Origin of the sequence: Metabacillus niabensis, from assembly GCF_902829255.1 — a bacterium.
In the GTDB taxonomy this organism is placed as follows: domain Bacteria; phylum Bacillota; class Bacilli; order Bacillales; family Bacillaceae; genus Metabacillus; species Metabacillus niabensis.
Genome location: NZ_CADEPK010000446.1, coordinates 1 through 13,756, shown reverse-complemented (window position 1 = coordinate 13,756; position 13,756 = coordinate 1). Strand labels below are relative to the sequence as shown.

Genomic DNA, 13,756 nt, shown 5'->3' with positions numbered 1-13,756 from the left:
CCCTTATACGTAATCATAAAATTTTTCCGAACATTATTTTTATCATCTAAAAAATAATATTGCTTTTGTTCATGAGCTAATTCTAATTTTCTTTTAGGGTTAACTAAATATTTGAATCCACTATAGATTAGAAAAATTATCAGTGAAATAAATAGTAATCTAATAAGCAACACAATCATAATAGGCCCTCCTGGGGGAGATTTTTTCTCATATATACGAAAAGGTTCGAAAAAGGTTTCAAGTTTTTTTCAATTTGATATAATTTTTTTAGAACGTTAAATAGATATTGGAGGTAGCATTTTGAATATTGAAAGATTATTTTCCTTGCAAGAAGCATTGGATCGTAAAATAGAAACTCAGCATGGGTTGCAAAATGAAAATTTAGTAGAGAAGAAAATATTAGCATTACTAGTTGAGGTTGGCGAGTTAGCAAATGAAACAAAATGTTTTAAATTTTGGAGTTTAAAACCGTCCGCTCCTATTGATGTCATACTTGAAGAATATGTAGATGGTGTTCATTTTATTTTGTCGTTAGGATTAGAATTAGGCATTGCCCATGAACAATTAGAGTTAAGAGATATCCAAGGTGAAATTAGTTTAACAGAACAATTTTTAAATGTGTTTGCCGCCATTAATATATATAAAGATAACCAATCGGTGTCAACTTACATAGAACTCTTCAATCAATATATCTATTTAGGTCAATTACTAGGCTTCACTAACGAGCAAGTTGAGATGGCCTATTTTTCAAAAAATGAAGTAAATCATGAGAGACAAAAACAAGGGTATTAAACAGTTGAATATGTGGAACATTTCTTATGATTAGACTTTTCATGTATACTTATTGTTAGGCTGTTAACTGAAGGAGGTAAATTGATGAAAAAGCTAGATGAAACATTAACAATGCTAAAGGATTTGACTGATGCACGCGGAATTCCCGGAAATGAACGAGAAGTACGTGACGTAATGACTAAATACATAAAGGATTATTCTGATGAAATAGTAACTGATCATTTAGGTAGTTTAGTTGCTAAAAAAGTTGGAAATGAAAATGGTCCGAAAATAATGATAGCTGGACATTTAGATGAAGTTGGCTTTATGGTAACACAAATTGATGATAGAGGCTTTCTCCGTTTTCAAACAGTAGGTGGCTGGTGGTCACAGGTAATGCTCGCACAACGAGTAACTGTTTTAACTAAAAAAGGTGATGTAACTGGAATTATTGGCTCTAAGCCACCGCATATTCTTTCCCCAGAGGCTCGTAAAAAGCCTGTTGACATCAAGGATATGTTCATCGATATCGGAGCATCAAGCCGTGAGGAAGCAAAAGAATTCGGGGTTATGCCAGGTGACCAGGTTGTTCCATATTTTGAATTTACGGTGATGAAAAATGAGAAAATGCTTTTAGCTAAGGCTTGGGATAACAGAATTGGCTGTGCAATTGCGATAGATGTATTGAAAAATTTAGAAAATGAGAATCATCCTAACATCGTTTATGGAGTTGGTACAGTCCAAGAGGAAGTTGGTTTGCGTGGGGCAAAAACGTCAGCTAACCTTATTCAGCCTGATATTGCGTTTGGTGTTGATGTTGGAATAGCTGGGGATACACCAGGAGTTTCGGATAAGGAAGCTGCAAGTAAAATGGGAGAAGGTCCGCAGATAGTCCTTTACGATGCATCTATGGTATCCCATAAAGGCTTGAGAGATATGGTCATCTCAACTGCTGAAGAATTAAATATTCCTTATCAATTTGAAACGATTCCAGGTGGTGGAACCGATTCAGGTTCGATCCATATTTCTGCAAACGGAGTACCATCCTTGTCAATTACAATTGCAACGCGCTATATCCATTCACATGCCGCTATGCTTCATCGTGATGATTACGAAAATGCAGTAAAATTAATTACTGAGGTAGTAAAACGACTTGATCGTGAAACAGTAGATAAAATTACTTATGATTGATAATAAAAAGGAGCTGGGATTTTTCCTAAGCTCCTTTTTGATGAATAAATTTACTTTTTAAGGCCTTGCTCTAATGTTTCTAACATTTCTTGCTTTTCGTTGCTATCGGCATTTTGCCAAATCACTTCAAAAAGTACACCTAGCCCTGGAAGCATTTTTTCTTCACCACTTTGAATTGCATCAACAATTGTATCTTCTAATTGTGCTTGAGTATTTCCTGATACATTTGAAATAACCGCATTTCTTAAATTTAAATTCATTTCGGACTCTCCTTCTGTTGTATACTATTGTGCTACTATTGCCAACTTTGACATCTAGGCACCATACTTTTAGGATTAGCATTTGTCTATCAGGCGAGAATTATGTATGATTGATTAGAGTATTTGGAAATGTTGATTAAAGGAGTTTTATACCTGTGGAAAGAATTGAATCAGTAAAAAATCCAAAAGTAAAGCAATGGAAAAAGCTACATACAAAAAAGGAACGTGAGGCAACAGGTACGTTTATAATAGAAGGCTTTCATTTAGTGGAAGAAGCTTTGAAGAAGAAGGAACAAATTAGAGATATTATTGTCTCTGAGGAAGTTAATCTTCCAGCAACATGGAATCTTGATCAGGTGAACATGAAGCTTGTTACGAAAGATGTAATGAAGGCAATAAGTGATACTGAGACACCACAAGGAGTTGCAGCAATTTGTGAGATGCAAATTCCAAAATCAACAGAAAGCTGGACAAAAATTCTACTTGTTGATAGTGTGCAGGATCCGGGGAACTTAGGGACAATTATTCGAACTGCCGATGCAGCAGGTGTAGATGGAGTTGTTTTAGGAGAAGGAACGGTTGACCATTATAATTCAAAAGTAATCCGTTCAAGTCAAGGTTCTTTGTTTCATTTGCCGATCATAAAGGGTGATTTATTAAGCTGGATTGACCAACAGAACGAAAATGGAACACCGGTCTATGGAACATCCTTGCAAAATGGAGTAAGCTACAAGGAGATTTCTCCAAGTGCACAATTTTGTCTGCTCATCGGTAATGAAGGTAGTGGGGTAGACGAGGGATTGTTACAAAAAACAACGAAAAATTTATACATTCCAATTTACGGTGAAGCAGAATCATTAAACGTAGCGATAGCAACAGGAATTCTTCTTTATCATTTGCATGGGTAACTTGCGGTAACAATTCATTTTGATTATAATAAGATAGAAATTACATAAGAATGAAACGTTGACAGAGAATAGTAATTTACCGTTCGTCCAATCAGGGAGAAATGTCATAGACTGAAAGCATTTCTGGATAGAAGTAAATGAATTCACCTCTCGAGTTGACACTTGGACCGTTAAGGAGAAATTCATTTTTCCCGAACGTAAAGGTGCTCCGGTTTTTACCGTTATGGAAATGAAGTGAGTCGAATTTATTTTTTTAGTTTCGACTAACAAGGGTGGTAACGCGATATCAACTCGTCCCTTTATTGGGGCGAGTTTTTTATTTTGGCAAAAAAGTAGCATGTTTACTATCAATTAAAAATGGATGCGATCTTTGCTTTGCTATTTTGAAATCAATTAAAGGAGGAATTACAGATGCAGGAGCAATTAAAACAGCTTCAACAAGAGGCGCTTGATAAGATTGAACAGGCGCAGGAATTAAAAGAATTAAATGACATTCGAGTAGCATATTTAGGAAAGAAAGGACCTATTACCGAAGTATTACGTGGCATGGGGAAGCTTTCAGCTGAAGAACGTCCTGTCATGGGAGCTTTGGCAAATGAAGTTCGTGAAGCAATTGCAACGGCTATTACTAGTAAACAGGAGCATTTAGAGCAAATCGCTGTTGAACAAAAATTAGCCAAGGAAACAATCGATGTGACGTTACCGGGAAGACCTGTACGAGTAGGAAACCATCATCCACTAACTGCTGTATTAGAGGAGATTGAAGATTTATTTCTTGGAATGGGTTATCAAATTGCAGAAGGTCCTGAGGTTGAAACTGATTATTTTAACTTTGAGGCATTAAATTTGCCAAAGGGACATCCTGCACGTGATATGCAAGATTCATTTTACATTACTGAAGAGCTGTTATTGCGTACACACACTTCCCCTGTTCAAGCAAGAACGATGGAAAAACACGAAGGGAAAGGACCAGTTAAAATTATTTGTCCTGGAAAAGTATACCGCCGTGACAATGATGATGCGACACATTCTCATCAGTTTACACAAATTGAAGGTCTTGTCGTTGATGAAAACATTCGAATGAGTGATTTAAAAGGAACGCTCGAAGTGTTTGCAAAGAAAATGTTTGGTGAAGAAAGAGAAATTCGCTTACGTCCGAGTTTCTTCCCATTTACAGAGCCTTCAGTTGAAGTAGATGTATCATGTTTTTCTTGTGGTGGTAAGGGATGTAATATCTGTAAAGGTACAGGCTGGATTGAAATGCTAGGGGCTGGTATGGTTCATCCAAACGTTCTGCAAATGGCTGGCTTTGATCCTGAAAAATATAGCGGCTTTGCCTTCGGTATCGGTGCAGAGCGGATTGCGATGTTAAAATACGGTGTCGATGATATCCGTCATTTTTATACAGATGATGTACGATTCTTAAAACAATTTAAACGAGCTTAATAAGGGAGGCTTTCTTCATGTTTGTTTCATATAAATGGTTATCGGAGTATGTTGATTTATCGGGCATAACACCGGAAGAATTAGCAGAAAAAATTACGAGAAGCGGTATAGAAGTAGAAGGTGTAGAGGTTTTAAACGAAGGCTTAAAGGGTGTAAAAGTTGGCTATGTTGTTGAAAAGGAACAGCATCCAGATGCAGACAAATTAAATAAATGCCAAGTTGATCTCGGAGACGGCGAAGTTGTCCAAATCATTTGTGGTGCGAAAAATGTTGATAAAGGACAAAAGGTTGCTGTTGCAACAGTTGGGGCTGTTTTACCAGGGAATTTTAAAATTAAGAAGGCAAAGCTTCGTGGAGAAGTCTCAAACGGAATGATCTGCTCGCTACAAGAGTTGGGGATTGAATCGAAGCTTGTTGCGAAGGAATATTCAGAAGGTATTTTTGTTTTTCCAAACGATGTAGAAGTTGGTGTTGATGCGCTAGAACAATTAGGCTTAGATGATGCGATTTTGGAATTAGGCTTAACACCAAACCGTTCTGACGCTTTAAGCATGCTTGGTGTAGCTCATGAAGTAGCGGCAATACTAGGTAGAGAAGTGAAATATCCTGAAATAGCTTATGAAAGTATTTCTGAAAAAGCAGAAGCAGCTGTAACTGTTCATGTTGAAGCAACAGATGATAATCCATTATATGTTGCTAAAATAATCAAAAATGTAACGATTGCTCCTTCACCATTGTGGATGCAAACCCGTTTAATGGCTGCAGGAATTCGTCCGCATAATAATGTAGTTGATATTACAAACTTTGTTTTACTTGAATATGGTCAACCATTACATGCGTTTGATTACGACAGATTCGGTTCGAAGGAAATATTAGTTCGTCGCGCACATGAAGGGGAAAAAATTGTTACATTAGATGATCAGGAAAGAACTTTATCAACTAATCATTTAGTGATAACAAATGGAAAAGAACCAGTAGCATTAGCAGGTGTTATGGGTGGTGCAAATTCAGAGGTACAATCTGATACAAAGACGGTTTTATTAGAGTCTGCGCTATTTCATGGGCAAACAATACGAACTGCTTCAAAAGATCACGGTTTGCGTAGTGAGGCAAGCGCTCGCTATGAAAAGGGAGTTGATCCGAATCGTGTGCATGCTGCGGCTGAAAGAGCAGCTGCGTTAATTGCATTGTATGCAGGGGGAGAAGTACTTGAAGGAACTGTTGAGGTTCAATCTAAATCGTTTGAACCAGCAGTCGTACAAACAACAGTGAGTAAGGTGAATCGTCTTCTAGGTATGAATATTTCTGGAGAAGAAATGAAAGATATTTTAGACAGACTCCAATTTGGTGTTGTTCTAGATAATGACACGTTAACTGTAACTGTTCCAACTCGTCGTGGAGATATTACGATTGAGGAAGATCTTGTTGAAGAGATAGCTCGTTTATATGGATATGATAACATTCCAACAACATTACCTATTGGGCAAGCTTATCCTGGTAAATTAACTGACTATCAACAAAAGCGTCGCAAGGTCCGTAGATATCTTGAAGGTACTGGTTTATATCAAGCAATTACTTATTCTCTAACGAGTGAAGAAAAAGCATTTAAGTATGCATTAGAACAATCGGAATTAATCAAATTAGCTCTTCCGATGAGTGAGGAGCGTAGTGTTCTTCGCTTAAGCTTACTGCCTCATTTATTAGATGCATTAAAGTATAATCTTGCTAGACAAATTGACCAAGTCGCATTATTTGAAATAGGTTCTGTTTTCCTTTCGCAAGGGACAGCAAAACAACCACTTGAAAAAGAAAGATTAGCAGGTGCGATAACAGGACTATGGCATTCACATTTGTGGCAAGCAGAGAAAAAGCCTGTTGATTTTTATGTAATAAAAGGTATTATTGAAGGTTTATTTGATGTATTAGGATTAACTACTCAAATTCAATTTAAACAGGTGAAACGTGAAGGGATGCACCCTGGGCGTACAGCGGAAATTTTACTAGCTGGAAAATTTATTGGATTTATCGGACAGGTTCATCCAACTGTTCAAAAGGAAATGGATTTAACAGAAACATATGTGTTTGAGTTATCTTTAGTTGATTTATTAAACTACAATGTGGAAGAGACTCAGTTTGAAGTGATTCCAAGATATCCATCTATAACAAGAGATATTGCATTAGTAGTTAATAAAGATACAGTTGCAGGGGATATTGAACAGGCGATTACAGAAGCCGGTGGTAAAATGCTCAAGGAAGTTGTCGTTTTTGACCTTTATGAAGGTGACAAACTTGAAGAAGGAAAGAAATCAGTGGCATTTTCTCTTCGCTATTTTGATCCAGAACGTACACTTACAGATGAAGATGTAACAAAAGCTCATAATAAAGTATTAAAAGCGGTTGAAGAGAAGTTTGGTGCAACATTAAGAGGGTAATCAGAAATAAAACAAGAGGTTATCGCATGAGGATCTACTCCTTTTGTGATAACCTCTTTTTATCAATTCACATTCTTAGCCAATTTTTTTGCTTTCTCCGTATTGGCAAAGTGTTTCTTAGTGATAGATTCTAAAAATTGTTGGCCATTTTTCTTTAAAATCTTTGCAGCAGCTAAATCAACCTGTGAGCCGGCACCTTTTGGGATAGAAATTCCCGCCATTTTAGACAATCGCTCAAATTCCTTGAGAAAAGAATATCTTGCAATAATGGAAGCAGCAGCAACTGCTAAATGAACACCCTCTGCTTTAGTTGAAAAATAGATATTTTCTTTGCTGATATGTTTTCCTTTTAAATAATTGAAATACACCCCAGGTTCAGCAAACTGGTCGATTAAAATACCATCAGGTTTTTCAGGTGATATTTTCTCAAGTAAATGATTTATCGCTTGATTGTGCAATAATGCTTTCATCTTACCTTGTGACATTCCCTGCTCTTGTAAATGGTTGTATTTCTCGTTATGTAGAATTAACAAGCTGTAGGGGATAGAATGAATTAAATCCTTAGCAATCCCAACAATCTGTGGATCCTTTAAATTTTTTGAATCTCTTACTCCGAGCTCTTTTAATAAAGGAATTTGCTCCTTTTTTACATAAGCGGCAACTACAGTAATTGGTCCAAAGAAATCACCAGTCCCTACTTCGTCTGATCCGATAATCGATTGGTTGAAAATATTGCTAGGTGGCTGATATTTAGCTGGGGTTTTGCTAAGATTTGGCGCAGATATCTTTTCCTTTTTTTCTAATTGCTCTCCCCATTTGGCACTTTCAACCTCAGCATTTTTTCCTTGAAATAATACTTTTCCGGATTTGTAAGCAGTTAACGTACAGCCATTAACTTTTGCTGAAAAAATGGCCCCTTGTGGTGTTTTATCAGTTTTATTTGCAGAATAGTGAGTTTCCATTTGCTTAATTATTGAGCTATTAACTTGTATTACTGATTGGGCCATACATTATAACATCCTTTCACATTATAGCTTAACCATTTCATGTCATATAGGTAGTTTTACCTGTTTTTTCCATATTGTTATGTAGATAACTTTATAATCCGATTATCCTCGTAGGCTCCTTATCTGATTTTCTTTCCATAACGTTAAGACTCATGGTATGATAAGGAATAGGATTTGCAGAAATGGAGGATTTATCGTTGTCAAATCGCCCAAAATCGAAAACGACAGTAGATATATATGGTCAACAATATTCAATAATCGGTTCTGAAAGCACAAGCCATATTAGAGCCGTTGCTTCTATAGTAGATGATAAAATGAGAGAGATAAATAGTATGAACCCTTCTCTTGATATAAATAAACTAGCCGTCTTAACAGCCGTAAATGTTGTCCACGAATATTTAAAGTTAAAAGAAGATTATGAAAAGCTAGAGAAACAATTATTAGAAAAGGATTGAAGCTAAGAAATGCTTGATTTAGTATTATTAATTATTTTTATATTTGGGATACTGGTCGGCTTAAAACGCGGTTTTATCCTTCAATTTGTTCACCTAACAGGATTTATTGTAGCATATATTGTAGCATATCAATATTTTGATGACTTTGCACCAAAATTAAAGCTGTGGGTCCCTTATCCCATGTCAAATGATGGTCCAGTTATTCTTTCCTTATTAAATGGTGAAGATTTAGAGGGTGCTTATTATCGTGCAGTTGCCTTTGTGATCTTATTTATTGGAACAAAAATCGTTATGCAAATTATCGGTTCAATGTTGGACTTTGTTGCATTATTACCAATATTAAAGCAATTAAATCGTTGGGCTGGGTCAATATTAGGCTTTTTGGAATCATATTTAGTTGTTTTTATTGTACTATTTATCGGTGCACTCCTTCCAGTCGAACAACTTCAACAATTATTAGATCATTCGATACTTGCAGACCTTATTGTCAATCATACACCTTATTTTTCAGATAAGGTAAATGAGCTTTGGATACAGTATATGTCATAAACTTCTCTAAATGGGAAGTTTTTTTGTCGTGATTTATTTCTTTAATTGAAATTTAAGGAAATTTAATAATACATGTATTTATTGTACTTTTTCTCTGTTTATTAGTATCATTTTTATCGAGGTGAAAAGAGTGGATATTCATAAAAAAGATGTTATTCGTTTATTAGAAAAAATTGCAGTTTTAATGGAACTTAAAGGAGAAAATCCGTTCAAAATATCAGCTTTTAGAAAAGCAGCAAATGCACTTGAAGCAGATGATCGTAGCCTTGCTCTTATCGATGATTACACAACGATATCGGGAATTGGTAAAGGAACTTCTGCTGTAATAAAGGAATATATAGAAACAGGAAAATCTGAAGTATTGAGACAATTAGAGGAAGAGGTTCCACAAGGACTACTTCCGATGTTAAAGCTCCAAGGATTAGGTGGCAAGAAAATTGCTAAGCTGTATAAAGAGTTGCAAATCGATAGCATTGAAGCGCTAAAGCAAGCGTGTATTGATAATAAAATCCAGTCATTAGCAGGCTTTGGGAAAAAATCGGAGGAGAAAATTTTAGCAGCTATTGAAGAGCTTGGTAATCGTCCTGATCGTTTACCGCTTGCATTTATGCTTCCAATTGCAAATGAAATTGAAGATTATTTGCGAAAATGTGAAGGGATTGAAAGTTTTTCTCGTGCTGGTAGTCTTCGTAGAATGAGAGAAACGGTGAAGGATTTGGACTTTATTATTGCAACAAATGATCCAGAAAAGGTCCGTCAACAATTATTAGAAACTCCAAAGCTATCTGATGTAATAGCAAGCGGTGATACGAAGATCTCAATTCAGCTTAATTACGATTATGAGGTAAGCGTAGATTTTCGACTTGTTAAACCGACTGAATTTGCAACAACTTTACATCACTTTACAGGTTCAAAGGATCATAACGTAAGAATGAGGCAGCTCGCAAAAGAGCGTGGTGAAAAAATAAGCGAATATGGTGTTGAAAATATTGAAACAGGAGAAATAAAAACTTTTGAAACCGAAGCAGACTTTTATTCGTATTTTAGTTTGCCGCATTTTTCTCCGGAAATAAGAGAGGATGGAACAGAGGTTGATACATTTCACCATGAAAATAAACTGATACAGCTAGAAGATATAAAGGGCGATTTGCATATGCATACGACTTGGAGTGATGGTGCATATACGATTAAAGAAATGGTAGAAGCTTGTCGTGAAAAGGGATATCGCTATATGGCAATTACAGACCATTCTCAATATTTGAAGGTAGCAAATGGGTTAACACCTGAACGGTTACGGGCACAACGAGATGAAATTCGAGAATTAAATAAACAATATGATGATATTACGATATTAGCTGGAGTGGAAATGGATATATTACCTGATGGTTCACTTGATTATGATGATGAACTTTTAAGTGAAATGGATATCGTTATTGCTTCAATTCATTCGAGTTTTTCACAATCTCGGGATGTTATTATGAGTCGATTGAAAGCAGCGCTTAATAATCACCATGTAGATATTATTGCACATCCTACCGGTCGGTTAATTGGTAGAAGAAATGGTTATGATGTCGATATTGATATGTTAATTGAATTGGCAAAGGAAACAGATACTGCTTTGGAATTAAACGCGAATCCTCACCGATTGGACTTAAATGCAGAACATTTAAAGAAAGCACAGGCAGCAGGTGTTAAACTTGTTATTAATACAGATGCTCATAATAAAGAAATGTTGATGGATATGGCAATCGGAGTTTCAACAGCTAAAAAGGGCTGGGTCGAGAAAGATAATGTTATCAATGCGTGGGATTTAGACAAGCTCTCTACATTTTTACAGCGTCATAATCGATAAATTTAAAGAAAAGGGCCAACTGAAACGCTAATTAGTGCAGCGCTTTCGTATATTAGGAGGTTTTTCACTTTGCAAGAAAAAGTATTACATGTATTAGAATTTGATAAAGTAAAAGAACAACTTATCAAACATACATCTTCTTCATTAGGAAAGGAAAAAGTAAAATCATTATTTCCTTCAAGTCAATTTGAAGAAGTTGTTAAACTTCAAGAACAAACTGATGAAGCCGCTAAGGTATTACGTTTAAAGGGAAATATTCCACTTGGCGGTTTAGTTGATGTTAGACAAACAGTAAAGCGTGCTAAAATAGGTGGGTTATTAAGTGCAACAGAATTAAATGAAGTATCTGGCACCTTATATGCAACGAAAAATATGAAACGTTTTATTGAAAAAATGGTAGAGGAGGGGATTGAATTACATCATCTACCAGAATTAGCTGAAAAAATGGTTGTATTGCAGGAATTAGAACGAAATATTACGCAATGTATCGATGACAATGGTACAGTTCTAGACAATGCAAGTGAAACATTAAAAGGAATCCGACAACAGCTGAGAACAACAGAAGCAAGAGTTAGGGACAAGTTAGAGTCGATGATTCGTTCTTCTTCAGCAACAAAAATGCTTTCAGATGCAATTATTACAATTCGAAATGACCGATTTGTTTTACCCGTTAAACAAGAATATCGTGCTTCATATGGTGGAATCGTTCATGATCAATCGAGCTCAGGCGCGACGCTTTTTATTGAGCCTCAGGTAATCGTTGATTTAAACAATACACTTCAACAAGTAAAAGCGAAAGAAAAGATCGAGATAGAGAGAATTTTAAGAATGCTGTCTGACCAGGTTGCTGAGAATAGTGAGGATATTCTCCAAAATGTATACTGCCTAGGCGAAATGGATTTCATGTTTACAAAGGCGCGTTATGCGAAGGAAATTAAAGGGATTAAACCAAGCATAAATAACGATGGGATAATACGGATGTATAAAGCGAGACATCCTCTTTTACCAATTGATGAGGTAGTCCCAAACGATATAGAGCTTGGTACAGACTTTACAACAATAGTTATAACTGGGCCTAATACAGGTGGGAAAACAGTAGCATTAAAGACATTAGGATTGTGTACGTTAATGGCACAAGCGGGACTACAAATTCCTGCCTTAGAGGAATCTGAAATGGCAGTATTTCATGCTGTTTATGCAGATATAGGCGATGAGCAATCAATTGAACAAAGTTTAAGTACGTTTTCGTCCCATATGGTTAATATTGTTGACATACTCGATAAAGTGGATCATAAAAGCTTAGTGCTTTTCGATGAGTTAGGGGCAGGAACAGATCCTCAAGAGGGAGCAGCACTTGCAATTTCGATTCTCGATGAAGTTTATAATCGGGGGGCAAGAGTTGTTGCGACTACTCATTATCCAGAGCTTAAGGCATATGGATATAATCGTAGCGGTGTAATTAATGCAAGTGTTGAATTTGATATAACAACTTTAAGTCCAACATATAAATTATTAATCGGAGTTCCTGGACGAAGCAATGCATTTGAAATATCAAAAAGATTAGGACTTCAAGAACGAGTCATTAAGATGGCAAAATCGCAAATGACTGATGAACGAAACGAGGTCGACACGATGATTGCCTCGTTAGAAACAAGTAAAAAATCGGCAGAGCAAGAAATGATCGAAGCGGAAAAAATCCGTAAAGAAGCTGAGAAGCTGCATAAGGAGTTACAGCAGCAAATTATTGCTTTTAATGAACAAAGAGATACTTTATTTGAAAAGGCCGAACGTGAGGCAGAGCAAAAACTTGAGGCTGCAAGAAAAGAAGCTGAGGCTATTATTCAAGAATTAAGAAGTATGAGAAAACAGCAGCATGCACAAATAAAAGAACATGAGCTTATTGATGCTAGAAAACGTCTAGAAGGGGCAGTCCCTGTTTTTGAAAAGAGTAAGAATGCTGAGAAAAAAGAAGCAACAAAGCAACATAGCTTTTTACCAGGTGACGAAGTTAAGGTCATTAGCTTTGATCAAAAGGGTCATTTAATTGAAAAGGTTAGTGACAATGAATGGCAAGTACAAATGGGGATTATGAAAATGAAGGTAAAAGAAAAAGACCTTCTCTATATAAAACGGGCTAAACAAGAAGTCCAAGAAAAACCATTAGCTACTGTTAAAGGGAAGGATTATCATGTCTCTTTAGAATTAGATTTGCGTGGGGAGCGCTATGAAAATGCCTTATTAAAGGTTGAAAAATACTTGGATGATGCTGTGCTAGCTGGGTACCCAAGAGTATCAATTATACATGGTAAAGGAACAGGAGCGCTAAGAACAGGTGTAAAGGAATTGCTGAAAAACCATCGAAGTGTAAAAAGCACACGCTATGGAGAAGCAGGAGAAGGCGGAAATGGTGTAACGATTGTCGAACTCAAATAGTGGGGAGAAGGTAAGATGAGTAATTTTTGGGAAAATGAACTAGTTGAAACAGCTGCCTATTATAGTGTTGTTGTACTGTGTATTATCGTATTTTTAGCTGTTTTTGAACTTGTGACATCTTATAAAAATTGGGAAGAAATTCAAAATGGGAATTTTGCTGTAGCGATGGCAACAGGTGGGAAAATCTTTGGGATTGCTAATATATTTAGATTTTCCATTGAACAACATGATAGTCTATTACAAATGATCGGGTCTGGTTGCTTTGGCTTTCTCCTATTGTTATTAGGATATTTTATCTTTGAATTTATGACGCCTAAATTTAATATCGATAAAGAGATTAAAAATGACAATCGTGCGGTTGGATTTGTTTCACTCGTGATATCCGTTGGGCTTTCATTTGTCATTGGAGCGGGGATATAAGGAGATAGGGAAATGGAAACATTAGCGAAGGT

12 protein-coding genes, 1 pseudogene and 1 other annotated feature are annotated in these 13,756 nt (G+C 36.2%); of the genes and pseudogenes, 10 read left to right on the top strand and 3 right to left on the bottom strand.

Annotation, left to right across the window (positions count from 1 at the left end):
* A pseudogene (locus tag HU235_RS25240) lies at positions 1–179 on the bottom strand (sigma-w pathway protein ysdB); the annotation flags it as partial.
* Between the two features lie 121 nt (positions 180–300).
* Between HU235_RS25240 and HU235_RS24100 the strand changes: the two are divergent.
* Both HU235_RS24100 and HU235_RS24095 read left to right on the top strand, forming a co-directional pair.
* Entirely contained in the window at positions 301–792 is a 492-nt protein-coding gene (locus HU235_RS24100) for a dUTP diphosphatase (RefSeq protein WP_095300626.1), read from the top strand.
* A gap of 84 nt (positions 793–876) precedes the next feature.
* The gene (locus HU235_RS24095) at positions 877–1,962 is read left to right on the top strand and encodes a M42 family metallopeptidase (RefSeq protein WP_174881844.1); all 1,086 of its coding nucleotides are present in this window, start codon (positions 877–879) and stop codon (positions 1,960–1,962) included.
* A 50-nt stretch (positions 1,963–2,012) separates the two neighbouring features.
* On the opposite strand, the gene sspI is transcribed toward HU235_RS24095, so the two are convergent.
* The gene (gene sspI, locus HU235_RS24090; protein ID WP_095300624.1) at positions 2,013–2,222 is read right to left on the bottom strand and encodes a small acid-soluble spore protein SspI; all 210 of its coding nucleotides are present in this window, start codon (positions 2,220–2,222) and stop codon (positions 2,013–2,015) included.
* 155 nt (positions 2,223–2,377) lie between these two features.
* Between sspI and HU235_RS24085 the strand changes: the two genes are divergently transcribed.
* The 3 genes from HU235_RS24085 (at position 2,378) to pheT (ending at position 7,008) form a co-directional block, all read left to right on the top strand.
* Positions 2,378–3,130, top strand: a complete 753-nt coding sequence (locus HU235_RS24085) for a TrmH family RNA methyltransferase (protein ID WP_174881843.1) — start codon at positions 2,378–2,380, stop codon at positions 3,128–3,130.
* Between the two features lie 49 nt (positions 3,131–3,179).
* Positions 3,180–3,432: a binding site (T-box leader), on the top strand.
* Between the two features lie 109 nt (positions 3,433–3,541).
* Positions 3,542–4,576: a phenylalanine--tRNA ligase subunit alpha gene (pheS, locus tag HU235_RS24080; protein WP_095300622.1), complete on the top strand. Its 1,035-nt coding sequence runs from the start codon at positions 3,542–3,544 to the stop codon at positions 4,574–4,576.
* A gap of 17 nt (positions 4,577–4,593) precedes the next feature.
* Positions 4,594–7,008: a phenylalanine--tRNA ligase subunit beta gene (gene pheT, locus HU235_RS24075; RefSeq protein ID WP_095300621.1), complete on the top strand. Its 2,415-nt coding sequence runs from the start codon at positions 4,594–4,596 to the stop codon at positions 7,006–7,008.
* A 62-nt stretch (positions 7,009–7,070) separates the two neighbouring features.
* Here pheT and rnhC read toward each other — a convergent pair whose 3' ends face one another.
* Positions 7,071–8,015, bottom strand: coding sequence for a ribonuclease HIII (rnhC, locus tag HU235_RS24070; RefSeq protein WP_145584103.1), 945 nt, complete (start codon positions 8,013–8,015; stop codon positions 7,071–7,073).
* A gap of 197 nt (positions 8,016–8,212) precedes the next feature.
* Here rnhC and zapA point away from each other — a divergent pair, with 197 nt between their 5' ends.
* The 5 genes from zapA to HU235_RS24045 all read left to right on the top strand — a co-directional run bounded on the left by zapA (position 8,213) and on the right by HU235_RS24045 (position 13,724).
* Complete coding sequence (zapA, locus tag HU235_RS24065) at positions 8,213–8,470, top strand: cell division protein ZapA (RefSeq protein WP_095300619.1); 258 nt, start codon at positions 8,213–8,215, stop codon at positions 8,468–8,470.
* Between the two features lie 9 nt (positions 8,471–8,479).
* Positions 8,480–9,019, top strand: coding sequence for a CvpA family protein (locus HU235_RS24060; protein ID WP_174881842.1), 540 nt, complete (start codon positions 8,480–8,482; stop codon positions 9,017–9,019).
* A gap of 136 nt (positions 9,020–9,155) precedes the next feature.
* Complete coding sequence (gene polX / locus HU235_RS24055; RefSeq protein WP_145584130.1) at positions 9,156–10,871, top strand: DNA polymerase/3'-5' exonuclease PolX; 1,716 nt, start codon at positions 9,156–9,158, stop codon at positions 10,869–10,871.
* A gap of 69 nt (positions 10,872–10,940) precedes the next feature.
* The gene (locus HU235_RS24050) at positions 10,941–13,304 is read left to right on the top strand and encodes an endonuclease MutS2 (RefSeq protein WP_174881840.1); all 2,364 of its coding nucleotides are present in this window, start codon (positions 10,941–10,943) and stop codon (positions 13,302–13,304) included.
* Positions 13,305–13,319: 15 nt separating this feature from the next.
* The gene (locus HU235_RS24045; RefSeq protein ID WP_095300616.1) at positions 13,320–13,724 is read left to right on the top strand and encodes a DUF350 domain-containing protein; all 405 of its coding nucleotides are present in this window, start codon (positions 13,320–13,322) and stop codon (positions 13,722–13,724) included.
* Positions 13,725–13,756 lie beyond the last annotated feature (32 nt).